Origin of the sequence: Micromonospora halophytica (genome assembly GCF_900090245.1) — a bacterium.
Classification (GTDB): domain Bacteria; phylum Actinomycetota; class Actinomycetes; order Mycobacteriales; family Micromonosporaceae; genus Micromonospora; species Micromonospora halophytica.
This window is the reverse complement of the sequence record NZ_FMDN01000003.1, coordinates 455,204-475,089: the sequence shown is the minus strand read 5'-3', so window position 1 is coordinate 475,089 and position 19,886 is coordinate 455,204. Positions and strand designations below refer to the sequence as shown.

At 71.1% G+C, this 19,886-nt stretch carries 15 protein-coding genes; 8 read left to right on the top strand and 7 right to left on the bottom strand.

Features of this window, described 5'->3' with window-relative positions:
• Window positions 1-99 precede the first annotated feature (99 nt).
• On the top strand, window positions 100-3,162 hold the full coding sequence (locus tag GA0070560_RS07265; protein ID WP_091292827.1) for a DEAD/DEAH box helicase: 3,063 nt from the start codon (window positions 100-102) through the stop codon (window positions 3,160-3,162).
• A gap of 66 nt (window positions 3,163-3,228) precedes the next feature.
• Here the strand turns inward: GA0070560_RS07265 and GA0070560_RS07260 are convergent, their stop codons facing one another.
• Window positions 3,229-8,670 carry an AAA domain-containing protein gene (locus GA0070560_RS07260; protein ID WP_245675397.1) on the bottom strand — a complete coding sequence of 1,814 codons (5,442 nt, stop codon included), beginning with the start codon at window positions 8,668-8,670 and terminating at the stop codon, window positions 3,229-3,231.
• Between the two features lie 606 nt (window positions 8,671-9,276).
• On the opposite strand from GA0070560_RS07260, the gene GA0070560_RS07255 reads away from it, so the two are divergent.
• Genes GA0070560_RS07255 through tmk form a run of 3 tightly spaced genes read left to right on the top strand, consistent with a single transcriptional unit; the run spans window position 9,277 to window position 12,180 of the window.
• Entirely contained in the window at window positions 9,277-10,080 is an 804-nt protein-coding gene (locus tag GA0070560_RS07255; protein ID WP_245675396.1) for a DNA glycosylase family protein, read from the top strand.
• Entirely contained in the window at window positions 10,013-11,527 is a 1,515-nt protein-coding gene (locus GA0070560_RS07250; protein ID WP_245675395.1) for a B12-binding domain-containing radical SAM protein, read from the top strand. The genes GA0070560_RS07255 and GA0070560_RS07250 overlap by 68 nt, the downstream gene beginning before the upstream one ends.
• Window positions 11,524-12,180 carry a dTMP kinase gene (tmk, locus tag GA0070560_RS07245; RefSeq protein ID WP_091292825.1) on the top strand — a complete coding sequence of 219 codons (657 nt, stop codon included), beginning with the start codon at window positions 11,524-11,526 and terminating at the stop codon, window positions 12,178-12,180. The genes GA0070560_RS07250 and tmk overlap by 4 nt, the downstream gene beginning before the upstream one ends.
• Here the strand turns inward: tmk and GA0070560_RS07240 are convergent.
• Together GA0070560_RS07240 and GA0070560_RS07235 are read right to left on the bottom strand one after the other, a co-directional pair.
• Window positions 12,138-12,725, bottom strand: coding sequence for a class IV adenylate cyclase (locus tag GA0070560_RS07240; RefSeq protein ID WP_245675394.1), 588 nt, complete (start codon window positions 12,723-12,725; stop codon window positions 12,138-12,140). The two genes, tmk and GA0070560_RS07240, sit on opposite strands and share 43 nt — an antisense overlap.
• Window positions 12,726-12,822: 97 nt before the next feature.
• On the bottom strand, window positions 12,823-13,785 hold the full coding sequence (locus GA0070560_RS07235; protein ID WP_091292822.1) for a hypothetical protein: 963 nt from the start codon (window positions 13,783-13,785) through the stop codon (window positions 12,823-12,825).
• A 266-nt stretch (window positions 13,786-14,051) separates the two neighbouring features.
• Here GA0070560_RS07235 and GA0070560_RS07230 point away from each other — a divergent pair, with 266 nt between their 5' ends.
• Window positions 14,052-14,420 carry a VOC family protein gene (locus GA0070560_RS07230; RefSeq protein ID WP_091292819.1) on the top strand — a complete coding sequence of 123 codons (369 nt, stop codon included), beginning with the start codon at window positions 14,052-14,054 and terminating at the stop codon, window positions 14,418-14,420.
• A 76-nt stretch (window positions 14,421-14,496) separates the two neighbouring features.
• Here the strand turns inward: GA0070560_RS07230 and GA0070560_RS07225 are convergent, their stop codons facing one another.
• Both GA0070560_RS07225 and yidD read right to left on the bottom strand, forming a co-directional pair.
• On the bottom strand, window positions 14,497-15,657 hold the full coding sequence (locus GA0070560_RS07225) for a phosphotransferase family protein (protein ID WP_091292816.1): 1,161 nt from the start codon (window positions 15,655-15,657) through the stop codon (window positions 14,497-14,499).
• A 41-nt stretch (window positions 15,658-15,698) separates the two neighbouring features.
• Window positions 15,699-16,079 carry a membrane protein insertion efficiency factor YidD gene (gene yidD, locus GA0070560_RS07220; protein WP_091292813.1) on the bottom strand — a complete coding sequence of 127 codons (381 nt, stop codon included), beginning with the start codon at window positions 16,077-16,079 and terminating at the stop codon, window positions 15,699-15,701.
• Between the two features lie 110 nt (window positions 16,080-16,189).
• Here yidD and GA0070560_RS07215 point away from each other — a divergent pair, with 110 nt between their 5' ends.
• Window positions 16,190-16,744, top strand: coding sequence for a hypothetical protein (locus GA0070560_RS07215; protein WP_091292811.1), 555 nt, complete (start codon window positions 16,190-16,192; stop codon window positions 16,742-16,744).
• A gap of 151 nt (window positions 16,745-16,895) precedes the next feature.
• On the opposite strand, the gene GA0070560_RS07210 is transcribed toward GA0070560_RS07215, so the two are convergent.
• Complete coding sequence (locus GA0070560_RS07210; protein ID WP_091292809.1) at window positions 16,896-18,014, bottom strand: hypothetical protein; 1,119 nt, start codon at window positions 18,012-18,014, stop codon at window positions 16,896-16,898.
• A gap of 62 nt (window positions 18,015-18,076) precedes the next feature.
• On the opposite strand from GA0070560_RS07210, the gene GA0070560_RS28075 reads away from it, so the two are divergent.
• Window positions 18,077-18,259, top strand: a complete 183-nt coding sequence (locus GA0070560_RS28075; protein WP_139131451.1) for a hypothetical protein — start codon at window positions 18,077-18,079, stop codon at window positions 18,257-18,259.
• Here GA0070560_RS28075 and GA0070560_RS07205 read toward each other — a convergent pair.
• Window positions 18,244-18,858 (bottom strand): TetR/AcrR family transcriptional regulator, encoded by a 615-nt coding sequence (locus GA0070560_RS07205; RefSeq protein WP_425412606.1) that lies wholly within the window; start codon window positions 18,856-18,858, stop codon window positions 18,244-18,246. The two genes, GA0070560_RS28075 and GA0070560_RS07205, sit on opposite strands and share 16 nt — an antisense overlap.
• 39 nt (window positions 18,859-18,897) lie before the next feature.
• On the opposite strand from GA0070560_RS07205, the gene GA0070560_RS07200 reads away from it, so the two are divergent.
• The gene (locus GA0070560_RS07200; protein ID WP_091292805.1) at window positions 18,898-19,767 is read left to right on the top strand and encodes an alpha/beta fold hydrolase; all 870 of its coding nucleotides are present in this window, start codon (window positions 18,898-18,900) and stop codon (window positions 19,765-19,767) included.
• Window positions 19,768-19,886 lie beyond the last annotated feature (119 nt).

The window sequence follows — 19,886 nt, the reverse complement described above, 5'->3', positions numbered from 1 at the left end:
TCCAGGATTGACTTCGAATATCTGTCGTAGACCCGACAGATAGCAATTCAGCCGGCGGCAGGGATACGCCTCGGTCCACAGGCCAGCTACCTTGCCGAGGTGAGGGATCTTGAGCTGGGCATCTACGAGCATGTCATCACCCGCGATCTGGCCGACCGCCTCCAGGGTGTGGACCCGACTCTGGTTCAGCATGCCAACCTCGACCCCGTCGACGCCCCCGGCACCCTTGCTCGTTACATCGCTGGACTGGCTCACCGCGCCATGCACGCCGTCCCCAGCGGGGAGGACAAGCTTGCCCGCCAGGTCGCGATAGCCAACCGACTCGCCGCCGCCATCGCAGACCTCAACCCAAGCGCGGCCAGCCACGACGACCAGGTGGCCGACGCCAAGCACCTCCTGCACGCCATCGCTGCCCCACCGACCCCACCGGCGCAGCCCACCTTTCCGGCACGCCCCACCACCCCGCTCTCCACAGGCGCTCTCCTGGTCAACGGCAAGCATCAACCGCGGATCGGCCACGAAGTCACGCACGAGATGGCGTCCGCCGAGAGCGTCGACCTCCTCTGCGCCTTCATCAAATGGCACGGCCTGCGCATCGTCGAGCCCGCCATCCGCGACCTGATCGCCCGAGGCGGCAAGCTCCGCGTCATCACCACGACCTACCTGGGCGCCACTGACCAGCGCGCCCTCGACCGGCTCGCCGAGTTGGGTGCTGACATCAAGGTCTCCTACGAGACCAGGACCACCCGCCTACACGCCAAGGCATGGCTGTTCCGCCGCAACAACGGCATGACCACGGCGTACGTCGGCTCCAGCAACCTGTCGAAGAGCGCCCTGGTCGACGGGGTGGAGTGGAACGTCCGGATCTCGAACGTCGAGCAGCCGCACGTCATCGACACCTTCACCGCCACCTTTGAGGACTATTGGAACGACCCGGCGTTCGAGGACTACGACCCGGCCACGAACGCCGACCGACTGAGGCAGGCACTCAGCGGAGAGCGCACCACCGACGCGCCGATGCAGATCGCGAATCTGGATGTGCGGGCGTACCCGTATCAGGCGGAGATCCTCGCCGACCTGGAGGCGGAGCGGCAGGTGCACGGCCGGCACCGCAACCTGGTGGTGATGGCGACCGGCACCGGCAAGACGGTGGTGGCAGCGCTGGACTACCGGCGGCTGCACCGCAGCGGAAGCGTCGACTCGCTGCTCTTCGTCGCCCATCAGGAGCAGATCCTCAAGCAGAGCCTATCGACGTTCCGCCAGGTGATGGGGGACGGCAGCTTCGGCGAGATGCTGGTCAGCGGCAAGGAGCCGACCCACTGGCGGCACGTCTTCGCCTCCATCCAGTCGCTGCACCGGCGGGAGATCAACCCCGAGGCGTACGACATGGTGATCGTCGACGAGTTCCACCACGCGGAAGCGCCGACGTACGCCCGGTTGTTGGAGCGGCTGCGACCCCGCGTGCTGCTGGGGCTGACGGCGACACCCGACCGGGCGGACGGCGGCGACGTGCGGCGGTGGTTCGACGGCCGCGCCGCAGTGGAGTTGCACCTGTGGGACGCCCTGGAACGGCAGTTGCTGGCACCGTTCCAGTACTTCGGGATGCACGACGACGTGGACCTGTCGCAACTACGGTGGAAGCGCGGCCAGGGGTACGACCCCGCAGAGCTGGACGGCCTCTACACCGGCAACAGCGCGCGAGCACGGATGGTGCTCAAGGCGGTCCAGGACACGGTCGACGTGGGTCGGATGCGGGCGCTCGGGTTCTGCGTGAGCATCGGGCACGCCGAGTTCATGGCGGACTGGTTCCGCCGGCACGGCGTACCGTCGGCGGCGGTGACGTCGCGGGCGGACCGCGCGGCGCGGGACGGCCTGCTGCGGGACTTCAAGGCCGACAAGCTGCGGGTGCTCTTCACGGTGGACCTGTTCAACGAGGGTGTCGACCTGCCGATGGTCGACACGATCCTGATGCTGCGGCCCACCGAGAGCGCAACGATCTTCCTTCAGCAGCTCGGCCGTGGCCTGCGCCTGGACGACGACAAACCCTGTCTGACCGTGCTCGACTTCATCGGCGGCCAGCACGCCAACTTCCGCTTCGACCTACGGTGGCGGGCGTTGACCGGGGTGACCCGACGGGCGATCAGGGACACCGTCGAGCAGGACTTCCCGATGCTGCCGAGCGGCTGTCACGTCCAGCTCGACCGGGTCGCCAAGGAGATCGTGCTCGACAACCTGCGTGCGGCGATGCCGACGTCCCGCAAGGGCCTGGTCGCGGAGCTGCGGCAGCTCGGGGACGTGAGCCTGGCCGGCTTCCTGCGGGAGACCGGGCTGGACGTCGAGGACGTGTACCGGTCGGCGGCGCTCGGCGGCTGGACCGGGCTGCGCCGGCTCGCCGGCATCGAGACCTCGCTGCCTGGGCCGGATGACCGCGAGCTGGGGCGTGCCATCGGGCGGATGCTGCACCTCGACGACATCGACCGGCTGGACCTGTTGGCCCGGGTCGCGGCGGGTGAGCAGCCGCCGCGCGGGCGGCTGTGGGACATGCTGCACTTCGACCTGTGGGGGCCGAACGCGGCGTTGACCTCGCGGGACGAACGGCTGGCGCGGCTGTGGAAGGAGACGGCCCGCTGCGTCGAGCTGCGGCAGGTCGCCGAGGTGCTGCGGGACCGGATCCACCGGGTGACGCAGCCGTTGGGGGCGTTGCGGGTGCACGCCCGGTACAGCCGCAACGAGGCGTGCGCGGCGTTCGGGATGGCCAACCCCGGATCGCTACGGGAGGGAGTGAAGTGGCTGCCGGATGCCCAGGCGGACCTCTTCTTCGTCACCCTGGTCAAGTCCGAACAGCACTACTCCCCCACCACCATGTACGCCGACCGCGCCATTACCGAGCGGCTGTTCCAGTGGGAGTCGCAGAGCACGACCTCGGCGGCGTCGGCGACCGGGCAGCGGTACATCCACCACGCCTCGCATGGGTCGACGGTGCATCTGTTCGTGCGGGAGACGCGGATCCCGGACCGGGACCTGGGCGCACCGGCCTACCTGTATGCGGGGCGGATGTCGTATCAGAGCCACTCGGGCGAGCGGCCCATGCGGATCGTCTGGGAGCTGGCGACGCCGCTGCCTGCCGACATGTACGCCGCTGCTCGGGCGATCGCGGCCTGATCCGTAGCCGGGAGTGGCAGCCAGCAGACACTGGCCGCCACTCCGCGCAGCGACTCGTACCGCTACTCAGGACGTGTGCGTGGAGGCCTCCACGACCCGTCGGCTGGCGGTCGCCAGTTCCTCGTCGGTGAACAGCGACCGGAACCGGGGCTGGATCACCAGCGCCTCAACGGTCAGGTCGACCCGCCCCCGCTCCCACAGCGCCGTGAACCCGTCCGAGACGACCGGATGGTGCAGCAACTGCCGGGCCGTCGCCAGGCCGCCCTTCTCGGTGACCATGCGCAGGAACAGCGTCGCCTGATAGTGGGCCTCATCGCGGGCCCGCTCATAGACGCGGACCATCGCATGGTGGAAGGCCGCTTCCAGCGCCCGCCGGTCCGTCGTGTGGCCATCCGCCGGCTCCGGCTCGGTGTCCCTCCCTGAGTACGCACGCCGCATAGCCCGGTCCAGCGTCTCCTCCAGCGCCGCGCGGTCGAGCGCTTCACGCGGCCCTGATGCCGCTGGTGCCGGCACCGGTGCGCTGGGGGCGGCCTCGCCACCGCCGGAGAGCCGCAACAGCCGTGTGACGCTGCGGAACCGGGTGGCCGCCGGGCTACCTGTCGGGAAGAACTGGACCAAGCCGGTGTGCCGCCCCCGGCTGTCGTCCACCGGCACGTCCCGCTTCATGGAGGCGGCACTGATGACGGCTTTCGCCTCGTGTGGCCGTACCCAGCAGACCAGTCGTGCGCCTGACGGGTGCGCCCGTTCGACGCGGACGTTCGCCCGGTACTTGCGGGCCTCGGGTGACGCGCTGTCGTAGTAGCGGGCCCAGCCGAGCACCTTGCCCTCGTGCCGGATCGGCACGTCCCGACAGTGCCGGTAGCTGTCCATCGCGGCCACCGCCTCGTAGGGCCGCAGCCAGGCGACGTTGCGGTAGCCGACCGGCACGGGCACGGTGCCGTCGTCGCCCGCCGCTGGCTCATCCCCAGACCGAGCACTCGGCACCGGCGCGGCATTCTCCTTGGGTACAGCCACCGCAGGTTGCGGCGCTACGGCCGGACGCTTCGGTGGGGCCGGCGGGGCGGACCTGGCCGGAGGAATGGGGGCAGGCGTCGTGGTGGACGGCGGAGCCGGTGGCGACGGCGGCGCGTCGGGCACCGGCGCCGGCTCTTCCGTGGACTCCAGCGATGGATTCGGCGCTACCCGCGCGGGCTCAACGACCGTGCCGTCGACGACTGGAGCCGGCGAGGAGTCGACGCTGATGCCCAACTCGTCGATGCGCTGCCACAGCGGTTCCAGCGCCGCCTGCGGGTCCCGGCTGAACACACTCCCCCGGATCCGGACGAAGACGCAGTTGCCGACCCGTTCCAGCACCGCCTGCCGGCGCATGTCGCTCTCCCACTGCTCCGGCCCGTGGTAGGCGTCGCCGTCGCATTCGATGGCGAGTCGCCGGCCGTCCGGGGCAGGCAGCACGAAGTCGATCCGGTACCCGCCGATGCGGAACTGCGGCAGCGGCCGGTACCCGCGGCGCAGGATGCGGCGCAGCACCTCGCGTTCGAAGTCGCTGTCGCAGCGCTTCTCCAGGTCGTCGTACGCCTCCTCGGCGGCGTTGACGTTCTGGCAGTAGGTGAGCAGCAGCCCCCGGGCGTCGTCGTCGCGCAGGTCGGCGGGCTGCACGGAGTGGAAGACCCAGAGCTGGTCGCGGGCGCGGGAGGCGGCGACGTTGACCCGCCGGTGATGGTCACGCTTGGTGAACGCGGAGACGACACCGTTGTGCGGTGACACGACCGTCGACACGAGGACGATGTCCCGTTCGTCGCCCTGGAAGGTGTACGAGTCGCCGACGCGCAGCCGGCGTCGTTCCATCTCCTCCTCGCCCACCACCTCGCGCAGGCGGGCCAGCAGGTAGAGGGCCTGCCCGCTGGTGCTGAGCAGGCTCACCACGCCGATCGTCCGTCCCTCGTACGCGGGGTCGGCGACGATCGCGGCGACCCGCGCGACGAGCGCCTCCGCCTCGGCGACGTTGACGTTGCCGTAGGCGGTCAGGTCCTGGCGGATGCCGTCGGGGACATGCACGGCGATCACCGGGTCACCGATGCCCGCGGGCCGGTCGGTGCGCAGCGGTTCGATCTCCCCGCCGTAGTAGGTGTCGCTGGAGAAGCCGATGATCGCCGGTACGGACCGGAAGTGCTCGGTGAGCAGGATCCGTTCGGGCGAGCGGCGGACGGCGTGGTCGTAGAGGCTGCTCTCCGGGTCGAAGTGCTCGGCCGACGGCACGTCCACCAGGTGTGAGTTGATCAGGGCGGTGACCGTGCCGACGAAGGAGAGCTGCGGGCCGATCTGCTGGTCGTCGCCGACGACCACGGCCCGCTCGGCGAGGCTGAGGATGGGCAGCGAGAACATGTCCGCCTGGGACGCCTCGTCGACGATGACCACGTCGAAGTGGGCGCCGCCGGCGAACTGCTCGATGGCCCGGTCGACGGACATGACCCAGACGGGCACGGCGTCGACGGCGGCGGTCATCGCCCGCTGGGCGTGGGCCTGCCACTGAGCGGCGTTCTTGCCCGTACCCTTTCCGATCTTGCGGAGCGCGGTGGTCCAGTCGGCGAGGGCGGCCCGACGCCGGTCGTCGAGCGCCAGCGACACCTCCAGCCAGGAGGAGGCGACGACGAGTTCCTGCGTCAGCTGTCGGATCCGCTCCCGCGTCCGGTCGATCCGGCGGCCCAGGGCGACCGGGTCGACGCTGCCGACCACGGTGTCGAACCAGGTCTGTGCCTGACGCCACTGCCAACGGTGCAGGCAGTCGGCGCCGGTGCCGGCGAGGGCCGCTGCCGTGCCGTCCTCGATCTGGCCGGTCCAGCCGGGAGCGGCGGGGCGGAGCAGGTCGGTGAGCTGGGCGAGGCGCTGCGCGTCGGGGCGCAGGGCGGCGAGCCGGCGTACCTCGTCCAGGGTGCCGTCCCAGCTGGCGAGGTCCGCGTGCTGGCGGCTCTGGTCCAGCAGCCGCCACAGCTCACTGGCGTTGGTCGTGGACATGCCGGCCTGCAGCACCGCGTCGAGGTGGCGTTCGTCGGCCACGAGCCGGTCGTGCGTGAACACCGTCGCGCACCGGTCGACCAGCTCAAGGAGTGCCGTCAGTCGTCGTACGTCGACGGTCTGCTCCGCCCGGGGCACCAACCGGCGGACGGTGGCGAGCAGAGTGGGCCAGCGGCGGCGGTCCCAGTCCAGCGTGGTCGTCGCGTCGGCGAGCAGCCGGCCTGCCCAGAGTTCCGGCTGGTCGCCGAGCTCCTGCGTGAGGTTGAGCAGTTGCCGCCACTCGGTCCACCGGGTGGTCAGCTCCTGTCGTAGCCGGAGGCGGTTGACGTACGCGACCACGATGTCGACGTCGTCGGTGGTGCGCAGGATCTCGCCGTCGATGCGGCAGTCGGCGGCGAGCTTGGCGAGGGTGCCCTGGAAGAGACGGTTGACGCCCTTGCCGGCGGCGAACCGTTGCCGCAGTTCCCCGAGCTGGGCCAGGAGCCGGCGCGGTTCGGCCAGGTGTGCCTCGGGGACGGTCACCTGGTGGCCGGCGACGATCCGGGCCGTCGCGGTCAGGTCGGTGAGCACCCGCTGGCAGGCGCCGACGTGGTCCTCCCACATGGCCCGCCAGTTCGGGTCGGCTTGCAGGAGGGCGGCGAGCCGGTCCGTCCAGGCGCCCTCGCGGGCGGTGAGCACGGTGAGCGATTCCCGCAGGTGCCCGGCGAGTTCGCCGAGGGCGGGCTGGCCGAACGCCCGTACCTCCGGCAGGACCACGCCCGCAGCGGCGAGGCGTTCCAGCTCGCCGCGGGCGGCGGCGAGTTCCCGCCGCTCGGCGAGGATGGCCGAGGCGGCCGGCAGGTCGGCCACCGTGGGCAGGTGCCGCAGCGCCTGGGCCCGGTCCTGTCGGACGGTACGCCGGGCGATGTCGAGCAGTTCGGTGAACTCCTCGACGGTCAGCGGGGCGTCGAGGTCCGGCGCGATCTCGTCGGGGATGTCGCCGTACCGGTCGGCCCGGTCCCGCAGCCAGCTACCGACGTCGCTCGGCGACAGCCGGATGCCGTCGATCTCGTACTGTGCGGACTCGTTCTCCGCCATCGTGCGCAGTGCGCCGAGCGCCTGGCCGAGGTCGCGTTCGGCCTCTTCGAGTTGGCGGCGCAGCCGGTCCACCCGCTGCTGCTCGCCCCGCCGGTCGAGGGTGGCACCGCGGTCGGAGAGTTCCCGGGCGGCGAGCTGAAGCTGTACGAGCTGGTCGGTGGAGCGGCCGAGAACCGCCAGGCAGAGGGACTGGATCTCCTGTGGCAGCCCGTCGCGCAGGACGCGCAGCGGGTCTTCCTTCTGGGCGACGACCAGCACCCGCTTGCCGTGTGCCATCAGGTGGCAGATGAGGTTCCGGATGGTGTGGGTCTTGCCGGTGCCGGGCGGGCCCTGCACCGCCACGTTGCGGTGCTGCGCCAGTCGTCGGGCGATGGACTCCTGCGCCTCGTTGGTCGGCAGCGGCATGAGCAGCCGCTCCCCCAGCGGTTTCCACTGGGCCGGTTGGTCCTGCGGCATCTCCAGCCGGCTCGGCTCGTGGGCCAGGATGGCGGCCAGTGCCCCGATGCTGGCGGTGTCGCCCTTCAACAGCCGGGCACGCAGCTCTTCGAGGAAGCGCCGCAGCATCCGCTGGCGGGGCCGGACGAACAGCACGCCGGTGTCGTGGACGTACGCCCCGGTGGGCGCGATCGCATCGGCGTCCCGGAGCACCGGGTCGTGTCCCAGCCGGCGCAGCGCCCGCTCGAAGAACTCGCGGCGGGTGAGGTCGTCCCAGACGTCGAGGTCGAGCTGGCCGCCCGAGCCGGCCAGTGCCAGCAGTTGGCTGAGGTAACGCTCGTCGAGGCCGGTCAGCGGGTCGGTCTGCAGGCGGGCGGCACCCTGCGGCACCACCCGCACCAGCGACCGGTCGGCGTCGAACTCGATGGCGACCGGGGTCACCACCAGCGGGTACTGCACCCGGTGCCCGGCAACGTCGGTCCGGATGACGCCGTGTCCCCAGACGAGTTCGTGGGTGGCGGCGTTCATGTCGACGCGGTGCTTCAGGTCGAACAGGCTGCGGTGCAGCTGCCGCACCTGCTCGGTACGTCGGGCCTGCTCGGTCCACGGCCGCCACTCCCGCTCCCGCCACTGCTCGAAGCGTGCCCGGAGCCGGTCGACCACCTCGTCGTCACCGCTGAGCCGCGGCTCGCTCGCGTACGAAACGTCGCCGTCGAGGTACGGGGCGAACTCGGCAGGCGGCCGGAGCGGCCGGGGCGCAGCGGGTAGGCCCACGCTCAGCCAGCTGGCCCCGTCCCGCGAGACGCCCACCTCGCAGTCAGCATGGGTGGGCAGGTCCTGCTGCCAGAACGCGTCCGCCGACGGCACCGTCCGGGCCGGCTTCTCCATCTGGGCGCGCACGGCCATCAGGTACTCGACCAGTGAGGTGGCCCGGTCGAGGATCAGGGAGGGCGATTCGACGGAGGACGCAGAGCGGGAGAGCATGCAACACCTTTGGGTGGCTGGGAGGGTGCAGGTCGAGGGAGCGGAACGCCGAGACGATCCTCAGTCGTTCAGGCCCGACCCGACGCCAGGCAGGGCGACGGGCCTCGGCGCACGGCCCACCTGCGGACGACGGCCCGAGGATCCCCGCCTGTTCGCGGCTCAGCTCGTCCAACCACCCGCACATGCCTTGACCTGGCATACATCCGGCCCACCTCCCCACTGGCGGTCCCCGCACCCTACCCGCGCCGGTCCTGCCGACGGGACCCCTGAGTCGGCATTACTTCACGACGCCGGACAGCGCTTGCCGCTCCACTACGGCAGGAACCTCCGCCATGAGTCGGATGTTCGTTCGCACGGCAGGGCCAACGACAAGGATCCGGGTCGCACGGGGGCGGCTCTACGGCGGGCCGCTGAGGCACCAGCAGCAGATTGGAGGCACCGATGCGGATCGTACGGAGTTGGACGCAGTTGCCGCCGGCCGACATGCATGCCGCTGCCCGGGTCATCGCAGCCTGATCCCTGAGTGCGGCGAGCCAGGGCTGCGGGCCGCCTTTCACGGTGGAAGAATCGCCAAGTCAGTCCCGGACGATCACGCAGGGGTGGCTCGTGAGCTTCGATTTCCTCATGACGGACCACCCCGCCTGGAGATCGGACGGGCTCCGTCAGTCGCGGGTCCTGAGTTTCACGACCGGCACCGTCGGCCTGATCACCGTGCAGGGAACGAAGGTGTCGACGGTGTGCGTACGTGGCGAGCAGCCGCTGCCTCACTTGGACGTCTTCTCAGCACCGGGGACGCCTCATCGGCAGGCCACCGCGATCCACGCACCGCTGGCGGCGATCGGCACGGTCGCGCGACTTCGCAACCCCGGCCTGTGGGAGGCGCTCGCGACGGCCATCATCCGGCAGGTGATCCGCGCCGGGCAGGCCCGGAAGCTGTATCGGGACTTCTGTCGCCGCTTCGGAGAGGTGATCGCACCATCCGATGAGACGGACTTTCACACTTTCCCCTCCGCCGAACGTGTGTTAACCCTGAGCGATGATGACTTCACCGAGTGTGGCATGGCCTTCAAGCGCAGGCCACTCCGGAACGCCGCCACCGCATTCCTCGCCCATGGCGGGTCCTGGCTGGAGCTGTCACCGTCGGTCCTGGTCAAAGAGCTCCAGAACGTCTCCGGCATCGGACCGTGGAGCGCGGGCGCAGCTGTCGCCGACTGGAGCAACGACTGGACGCTCTACCCCTACGCCGACCTGGCGGTCCGCACCTGGGCCCGCCATGCGAGTCCACACCAACCGTGGCCTGCGGACGAGCCGGCGTTCGCCCGCGAATGGCGGCGGATGACAGGTGACCATCTCGCCACCTACACCCTCCTCACCCTCGCGTACGGAAACCAACACGCCGGAGCACTCTGACAATTGCATCGTCGGTGCCCCCGCTGGCGCGCCGATCGACCTATTGCTGGTCAATGCACCGCTACGGGACTACGCCCGGCGCCCCAGGATCAACGACTTCACCCTGCCAGTGCTGGGGATGGGCTATCTCGCCACCTACGCCGCGGCACAGGGTTTCACCGTCGGTGTCCTCGACGGTGAGAGTCGCGGTCTGGGCATCGACCGGATTCAGGAGATCATCAACCAGGCGGCGCCCCGCTGGGTGGGTTTCAATCTCCTGGCACCGACCTACGCACTGAGTGCTCGCATCGCCGCCGGGATCGACACCGGCATCCAAGTGATGGTCGGTGGGCACCAGGCCAAGGCGATGCCGGAAGCGGTCATCGCGGACCCTCGATTCGCCCGGCTCGAGGCGCTGGTCATCGGCGAAGGCGAGACTCGGGTGGCCGAGTTGCTCGAAGACCGCCACCGTCGGGTGCGACTGCCGGGGGTCATGTGGCGAGATCCGATTCTGCAGTCGCCTGTCACCGGCGGCGTGCCGGGAATGGCCTGGCACCTGGCTCCCGACATCAACGCCCTGCCCTTCGTCGACCGCCGCTTCTTCGCCGCCGACCCGTACCAGCCTGACGGTGGGCCGCTCGAGGCGGCCATGGTGGGCGCACGCGGCTGCCCGTACGACTGTTCGTTCTGCGGCGCTGCGGTCAGCGCCAATCCCGATGTCACCATTCGCACCCGTGAGCCCTCCAACATCATCGCCGAGATGGACGAGGTCCATGCACGCTACGGTGTGACAGCCTTCCGATTCGTCGACGACCTGTTCCTGGGGCACGAACGGTTCATCCGACGATGCATGGCCGCGTTCACCGAAGCGGACATCGGCGGAAGGTACGTCTGGGACGCCACTGGACGCATCAACATCCTCACCCGAAGCGAAGACGCCCTCTTGGAACTGCTCGCCGCGAACGGCTGTCGAGAGGTGGCAATTGGCGTCGAGTCCGGTAGCGAGCGCATCCTCCGCCATATCGGCAAGCGGATCAGACCGGAGTGGACCCGGAACGTGGTGGACCGACTCACCCGGCTCGGTATCGACGTCAAGGGCTACTTCATCCTCGGTCTACCCACGGAAACGCACGACGATCTGGAGGCGACCGTCCGGCACATCCACGAGTTGTGGGATCTCACGGAAAACAGCTCCGGCCGGTTCCGGGCAAGCGTGTTCGAGTTCCGGCCGTACCCCGGCACGCCCGAATGGCAGCGGCTGCTCGCAACAGGCCGGTACGACTCCGCTCAGCTCCTTGACTACACGGCAGTGGACCTGACGAGTGACGGACTGGATGAGGCGATGCGCGACCGCGACGAATTCAACTTCTCCGTGAACCTGCAGTTCGGCGAGGTCGAGCTGTCCCACGTACGCCGCCGGCTGGTGGAACTGGCACGCGCTCAGCACCAGCGGCTGGTGAACCGGTGAGCGGTAGGTTCCTCGTCCTCGACGGCCCGAGTGGCGTAGGCAAGACGACAGTCACCGCGCTCCTTGCCGACCTGCTGGCCGAAGACGGGTGGGACGTTCACCGCACCAAGGAACCGACGCACACCCAGCTCGGCGAGACAGCGCGGTACGGCACCGACGACTATCACGGGTTGACTCTCGCCTGTCTCGTCACCGCCGACCGCTACCAGCACCTGGAGACCGAGATCCGGCCCGCGCTCGCCGCCGCGAAACTGGTCATCTGCGACCGCTATCTGGCGACATCGCTGGTGTTGCAACGGCTCGACGGGGTGGACGGCGAGTTCATCTGGGCCCTCAACCAGTACGTCGACCGCCCGGACCTGACCATCATTCTCACCGGCGACCCCACCCGCTCCCGAGCCAGGGCCGCGGCCCGGGGCATCCACAGCCGATTCCATCGCGGCGGTCCGGGGGCTGGCCAGCAGGAACGCGAGCGCTATGCGGAGGTGGCGGTGGAGCTGGCAGAGGCGGGGTTCCCCGTCCATCTGCACGATATCGGCGAGCAGACGCCGAATGAGGTCGCCGCCGAACTGCTCATCCAGGTGAAGCTGGTGCTCGGCACGGCCTGCGGTCAGCAGCCAACCGGTGAGGCCGCGTGCACCAACGCGTCGTAGGTCTCGGTGATGCGCACCAGTTCGGCGCCGAGGGAGCGGGCGAAGCCGTCCAGATCCTCTTGGACCTCGATCGCCGGCCGATCATCATCGGCCATGACTTCGATCTCGAAGAACACGCCGAGCCCCTCCACCTCATCGAGACAGAGCGACATCTCGTCGAGCCGGGTGGTACGCCGGGTCTTCACGATTCGAGTGGTCGGATAGAAACCCATGGCAAGGATCGCCGCGTGCATCGGGTCTCGGGCGAGGACCTCGGTTTCGTGCTCCGCGCAGGCAAGCTCGTTCTCGAGCGGCTTCTTGACGCAGAACGTGTGCCGACCGTTCTCCGTACGCAGCCGGGCGAACGCGGCCCCTACCTTACTCTGCCCGTAGGTCCAGTCACTGGCGGCGTATGCCTGGTCATCCTGGCGAACCGGTTCCGAAAGAACGGCTCCACGCTGAGCCAGGGCTCGAACCAGCGCCGCCGAGTCGATCACCCGGTACTTGACCTCAATTTCCCGTACTGCGGCAGCCATCGCATCCCCATGAGCAAACTGGTCGGTCACCGGTCACTCAATCACAGGGACTGCCCGGGACACCGACGACACCCGCAACGGGCGCGAACGGTGGAAGGGACGTGCAGGCTGAGCAAGCCGTACCGCTCTACCGCCTAACGCCGGCGGCCGGCCGAGGCGCACCTCTGCCCGCCGACAGCGTGACAAGGTCCCGGGGGATGTCCGGGGCGCAGTAGCAGAGCGCGCTGGCCGCCGGCACGCGGCGGACCGCCAGCGGCCGGTGGGCCGCCACCGTCAGCCAAGCCAGCGCCACGGTGACCACGCCGAACCCGACCGCCAGCACCGGCGACGCATCCGGGTCGCCGTCGGCCAACATCACCACCGCCATCGACGTCACCGACACCGCCAGGCAGGTCAGCCAGGTCAGCAGCGGGTACGCCACCCGCTGCGCCCAGCCGGCCCGCCGCAGCACGCCGACGCCGACGGCCACGGCGGCCGGGACGACGATGCCGAGGTCCATCAGTTTGACCATCCAGAACGGGGTGGGGCTGGAGGCGTACTCGGTCATGGCGGTCGGGTCCGACCAGGCGGTCAGCATGGTCGGCAGGTGCAGCCCGAAGGTCAGAAACCCGGCCGCCACGAGCAGGGTCGTCCCGGTGGCCCGCCGCAGCCGCGCCGACGGCGCGGGCAGGGACGACGGCAGCGCCCGCCAGGCCAGCACGAGTACCGCCTCGGCGAGCAGGAACACGGCGAGCAGCAGCGGGAAGAACCGTTCCACGGTGCCGGGCAGCCGCAGGTACTCCTGACCGATGATCACCTGGGCATACGTGTAGACGGCGTACCCGGCGACGCCGGTGGCCAGCGGCGGCGCGACCGGGTGCCGGCGGTACGCGAGCACGGCGGCGGCCACGGCCAGCGGCGCCATCACGAACAGCACGAGGAGTTGGTGCAGGGTGGTCGGTGAGGTGCGGTAGCGCATCAGGTCGAACCCGAGCGGGCCGAGCAGCGAGGCCGTCGCCATGGCCGCTGCGAGGGCGGTGAGCGCGACGCCGAGCGGCCGGTACCGGTCGACGGCCCGTGCTGCCGGGTGGGTGGTGAGCTGCGTGGCCATGATGCCTCCCGACCCTGCCGCCGGCGGGCGTGGCGCCGGTCCCTGTCTCCCTCCAGCCTGCGCGGCGTCACGGGGATGCGGCAGGGGGCGAGGTCACCGGCGGGCGGGACCTTCGGTCCTGGTCGTGCGGCGACGTCGGCCTGTCGTCGGCGACGCGCGGCGACGACAGGCAGTGCCGGTCGGCCAGGCACGCCTTGAGCAGCACACGGAAAGGTCGTAGGCCGGTCCTAGCCTTGCCGGGCCACGACACATGAAGGAGACACGACGTGCTCGACCACCTGGGCATCCAGTCCCGCGACATCCCCGCCAGCAGCGCCTTCTACGACACCGTCCTCGCCCCGCTGGGCGCGCGCCGGATGATGGAATTCGGCGACGTGATCGGCTACGGCGTCGAGCACCCCGACTTCTGGATCAGCCCCGCGACCTCCCCCGGGAACGGGTACGAGACGCACGTCGCGTTCACCGCCCCGAGCCGGGCGGCCGTGCAGGCGTTCCACGACGCGGCGGTCGGGGCCGGCGCGGAGGTGCTGCACGCGCCCAGGGTCTGGCCGGAGTACCACCCGACCTACTTCGGCGCGTTCGTCCGCGACCCGGACGGCAACAACGTCGAGGCGGTCTGCCACGCCCCGGAGTGACGGTGTCCGAGGAGGATCAGGCAGCATCGACGTTCGGCTGCGAAGCGCACGGCGAGCTCGCGTACGTAGAGCGCCGTCAGCCGATCTCGGAGGCTGCTCTCGCCAGGTATTGCGGCACGTCGTCGGCGTGGTAGATGCGTTCGCTCGGCTCGATGCCGGCGAGGAACATCGCGTACACGGCCGCCATCCGCAGCGCCGCCACCGGCCGCAGCAACTCCACCGCCCGTTCCGGGTCGCACCCGGGCACGCTGTCCCGCCACCGCGCGCACCACCCCGCCAGCAGCGGGGCGGCCGAGGACGCGGGCAGCCCTTCGGTCAGCCGGAGGATGTCGAACGCCGGGTGCCCGACGAACGCGTCCCCCCAGTCGATGATCACTCGCCGCGCGCCGTCGCCCCGGACGTTGCCGGGGTGCAGGTCGCCATGGACGAGGGTGTCCGGCAGCGCGCACCGCGCCACCTGCGCGAGCCGGTCCTCCAGAGCGTCGAGCGGATCGGTGGCGGGCAGCGCCGACGGCGGGATCGTCGCGCGGATCCACCGGGCGAGCGCCGGCCCACGCATGTCCGGCACGCCGTCCGCGACCAGGTCGTCGACGAGTCCGAGCGCGCGTACCTGGAGGTCGTGCTGGTCGGTGGCGATGGCGGCGCGTTCGGTGGTGTCGGCGTCGTAGCGGTCCTCCCCCGGCACGTGGTCGAGCAGCATCCGCCCGTCGCCGTCGGCGGCCAGCAGGACCGGTACCCGCCCGGGCGTGACCGTGCCGAGCCGGCGCAGCACCGCCGCTTCGTGCCGGAAGAAGCCGGGCACCTGCTTGAGCCAGGCCGTTCCGTGCGGTGAGTCGAGTCGCCAGATCGCCGACAGGTTCCAGGTTCGCCGCTGCGTCACCTCGCCGGCGGGCCGGCCGAGGCGGTCCAGGACGGCCCGCGCCCAGGCGACGCTGGCGGCCGGGCCACCGGGCTCGGCGTACGGGGCGCGCAGCGGGTGCGGGGCGAGGTCCACCGGCGTCGGGCGCAGCGGCACGGCGGGCGGCTCGGCGACCTCGGCCAGGTAGCGGACCCGGCCGCCGACGCCCGGTCGGTCACCGTGTCCGTCCAGCAGGCGCAGCACGCTCACCTCGACGGGCGCGCCCCGCACCACCGGGTCGACCTCCTGCCACCAGGGCGACTCCACCTCGTACTCGGGCAGCGCCCCGAGGGGGCGGCCGGTGGCATCGACCAGGACGAGGGTCACGGTGCGGGTCACGCCCGCCGACGGTAGTGCCACCGGCGTGGGCCGGCCAGTGGTTATCGGACCGGGTCGTGGGTGCCGCGCGGCATGTGCGGCTTGCAGCGGCGCAGCCGGTCCGCGGCCATCCGCCCGCCGACGGCAAGGCCGTACCTCTCGACGGCGGTGAGGCCGTACGCGCTGCACGTCGGGGTGTAGCGGCACTGGCCGGGCCAGCGGTGCGACAGCCAGCGCCGGTAGCCGAGGATGGCGGCGCGGCCGGCCCGGTCGACGAGTGGCGCGCGGCTGACCTGCGCGGTGGTCGCGCCGAGGGTGAGCAGGAAGGAGAAGAGCCCGAAGTCGCAGCAGTCCGGGCCGTCGCAGTTGCAGTCGCACCAGTCGCGCTTCTTGTGTTTCTTGGACGGGTGCCGCTTGCGCTTGAGGTCGATCACGTCGTACATGATGCGGCAGCCGCGCCACCTTGCAGGTGGCGGGAATCCGGGGCGGCCTCGGGGGCCGCTTACGGGTCGGCCCGGATGCCCGGCGGCGGCTGTCCTGCCAGCCTGGGCTGATGACGCTCACCGATACCCGCGCCGGCTCGTCGCTCCGCCTGCCCGCCGTCGTCGCCCCGCTGCTGCTGCTCGTCTACGGCCTGTTCCGCTTCGCCGACGGGCTCGACGGCGACCGGGGCAACGGCTGGGCCTGGGACGTCGGGCACGTCGCGTTCGGCCTCGGCATCCTGGTCTTCGGCGCGCTGGCGCTGCGGCTGCGTCGTGTGCTGCTGCCGGCCGGGTGGCGGGCGGGGCTGACGGTCGCGACGGCGGCCACCCTGCTCGGTGCGGCCGGCTTCCTCTGGGTGATCGTCTACGACCTGTTCCCCGGACTGGAGGACGTGGCGGTGATCCCCGGCCCGGTGTTCCTCCTCGGGCCGGCCCTGTTCGAGCTGGGCCTGCTGGCGTTGCTGGTGCGGGCGGTCCTGGTCCGGCCGCGTCTGCTGCCGCCGTGGAGCCCGGTGCTGGTGCTGGTCGGCTTCGTGGCGATCGCCGTCGAGTTGGACCTGCTGCCGGTCGGCGCGGCTCTGGTGCTGGTCGGGCTGCTGCCGCTCGCCCGGGGTGGGACGCGCTGACGGTGTCGGAGCGCACCGGTAGCGTCCGGAGGCATGGAGCAGCGGATCAGCCTGGTCACCCTCGGCGTCGCCGACCTGCCCCGCGCCCGCGCCTTCTACGACGGCACGTTGACCGTGCCGGACTTCGACACCCCGCCGTCGCCCTGACCGGTCAGGTGAAGATGGTGCGGCGTACCCCCTCGTGGCCGGCGCAGGCGTTGCGCCGCCCACCGGTCAGGCTGACCGAACCGTCCCTGCACAGCACCAGGTAGCCCCGCCCGGCGTAGAACTCCTGCACGCAGTCGAAGTGGTCGCAGACCCGGTGGTCGGGCCGGCGGATGCGCTCGCCGCCGCAGTAGTCGTACCCCATGGGGTTTGCCGGGGCACCGCAGCGCCGCTCGGCCGGCACGGCGCTGCGTGACGGCGAGGGCTTCGGCCGGGGTTTCGCGGCGGGCTTCGGCTTCGGCGCGGCCGACTTCGCCGGCGCGGGCGTGGCGGCGGCGGCGACCTCGGAGCCGGACCGCACCGGCGGGTCGGAATCGAGCAGCACCGCCGGCACGACCAGGGTCAGCGCGGCGGCGACGGCGACGGTGCGGCGTCCACCGGGGACGCGGGCGATGATCCGGGCCTGCCCGGGGGTGGCGATCGCCGGGCGGAACGGCCGGGTCTGGTCGTGCTCGGCGATCAGTTCGTCGAGCTGCGCGAGGACGGTGTCCCGCTGCTCGATGGCGTCGGCGAAGGCGAGAGTGAGCACGAAGCGGAAGTCGGCCGCCTCGACGGCCGGCAGCAGCAGGCCGACGGTCTGCCTGCGGTCGAGAACCTGGACCAGCGTCACCGGGGCCGCCGGGTCGTGGGACAGGCCGGTCATCCTGCCGTACGCCCAGTCGCGCCGGCCGCTGCCGCCGACGAACACCAGGCGGCGGTTGGTGATCACCGCCATCCCGGCGTCGGTGGCCCGGACCCCGTCGGGGGGTCGGTGGCGCAGCGGCGCCGGGTGCGGCTCGACGGTCAGGTCGGGGGCGGGCAGCACCGCCGTGTGCCGCACCTCGACCAGTTGGGCGGCCGGCCACGCCCGGAGGACCACCTCGCCGGGGGCCAGTTCCAGGGGCAGCCCGCTGCCCGCCGCGACCGAGCCCCGCAGGCCGACGGCGAGGGCCCGCAGCCGGCGCAACTCGTCGTCGTGCCGCCGCCAGGCCGCCTCGGCCTCGCGGTACGTGTGCTGCCGGCGCTCGTTCTGCTTCCGGGCCCAGGTGTAGCGCCAGGTGGAACCCGTCGAATCAGTTTCTGCCACGCCGACTCCTCCGCCGCGCGAGCCACCAACCGGGGTGTCGTACGGGTTAACAGCGGACCAGCGTGGGCGGAACCGGCATTGCCGATCTTTCACCCGATCGGTGGATCCATCGGCGCACGTTGGGCGGAGTTGCCGCGTCGATTCACGTCCTGGCCGTCGCCTTCCTCACCTCCGGTCCGGAGGCCACCGGCGCCGATCTCGTCCGCCGGCTCGCCCGCACGGTCTACGACTACGTGACCCCCTGAGCGGGCTCGAGCAGGCGGCGCGCCACGTCGGCGGCCTGGCGGGCCGGCTCGGGGCTGCCGGTTACGGCGGCGGTGACCATCGCGCCGTTGGCCAGGATGGCGAGCTGATCGGCGAGGGCGGGTGGCTCGCCGGCCGCCGCGACGAGGGCGGCCAGGTGCGCGGTGAACGCCCGCTTGTGGCCGCGTACGAGGGCCGCGACGCCCTCCGACACGCCGCCCAGTTCGGCGTACGAGTTGATGAACGCGCAGCCGCGGAAGTCCGGCTGCCGGAACCAGTCGTCGAGGTAGTCGAAGACGGCGAGGATGCGCGCCGCCGGGGTGGCCCGCGCCGAGGTGTACGCCTGCAGCCCGGCGAGCACGGCCCGGTCCCGTCGGCGCAGCACCGCCTCGACCAGGTGCTCCTTGGACGGAAAGAGCTGGTAAGCCCGCTTGAGGGACACCCCGGACGCCTGCCGGATGGCGTCCATCCCGACGGCCTGCACGCCGCGCTCGTAGAAGAGCGTGTCGGCGGCGTCCAGCAGCCGCTCCTCGGCTGTCGCCTGGTCCACAGCGGAACCCCCTTGCGCGGAGAACGTCCGTTCTCTTACGGTAGCAGGCAGCCGGAGAACGATCGTTCTCCCGACTGTCGAGGAGTCCCCATGTCTCTGTCCGCCACCCGCCACCGGACCGTCGAGGTGCAGGGCCAGCAGATCTTCTACCGGGAGGCCGGCGACCCCACCCGCCCCACCCTCGTCCTGCTGCACGGCTTCCCGACCAGCTCGCACATGTTCCGCGACCTGATCCCCGCGCTGGCCGACGAGTACCACCTGATCGCCCCCGACCACGTCGGATTCGGTCAGTCGTCCGCGCCACCGGTCGACGGGTTCGACTACAGCTTCGACCGGCTCACCACCGTGACCGAGGCGCTGCTCGACACCCTCGGACTCGACCGCTTCGCCCTCTACCTGCACGACTACGGCGCACCGATCGGCCTGCGGATCGCCACCCGCCACCCGGACCGGGTCACCGGGCTCGTCGTGCAGAGCGGCAACGCCTACCTGGACGGCTTCACCCCGTTCTGGGACGCCCTCTTCGCCCATGCCAAGGACCGCACCACCCACGAGCCCGCCGTCCGCCGACTGCTCACGGTCGAGGCGACCAGGTGGCAGTACACCCACGGAGTCCCCACCGACCTGCTCGACCGGATCGCCCCGGAGACCTGGCTGCTCGACCAGGCGGGCCTGGACCGGCCCGGCAACGCCGAGATCCAGCTCCAACTGTTCTGGGACTACCAGTTCAACCTCGACGTGTACCCCGACTTCCAGCGCTACTTCCGCGAGCACCAGCCGCCGACGCTGGTCACCTGGGGGCGGCACGACGAGATCTTCGGGGCCGCCGGCGCCGAGGCGTACGCCCGGGACCTGCCGGAGGCGGAGATCCACCTGCTGGACACCGGCCACTTCGCGCTGGAGACCCACGGCGCTGAGATCGCCGATTTGATCCGCGCCTTCCTGCGCCGCGCCGGCTGAGGATCCCACGCCCAAGCTCTCGACACGACCGCCACCTCAGGTTGATCGTCCGGACACCGAGGCGCCAGAGGCGACCGGCCTGGGGCCGCGGTGCGTCCTCCTCTGCCGGCGGAGGGCGC

What these genes read in the sequence shown, in the direction of transcription:
- GA0070560_RS07200 (WP_091292805.1), top strand. Translation starts at nt 18,898, where the DNA reads ATGTCTCTGTCCGCCACCCGCCACCGGACCGTCGAGGTGCAGGGCCAG.
- GA0070560_RS07235 (WP_091292822.1), bottom strand. Translation starts at nt 13,785, where the DNA reads ATGGCCACGCAGCTCACCACCCACCCGGCAGCACGGGCCGTCGACCGG.
- GA0070560_RS07215 (WP_091292811.1), top strand. Translation starts at nt 16,190, where the DNA reads ATGACGCTCACCGATACCCGCGCCGGCTCGTCGCTCCGCCTGCCCGCC.
- yidD (WP_091292813.1), bottom strand. Translation starts at nt 16,079, where the DNA reads ATGTACGACGTGATCGACCTCAAGCGCAAGCGGCACCCGTCCAAGAAA.
- GA0070560_RS07260 (WP_245675397.1), bottom strand. Translation starts at nt 8,670, where the DNA reads ATGCTCTCCCGCTCTGCGTCCTCCGTCGAATCGCCCTCCCTGATCCTC.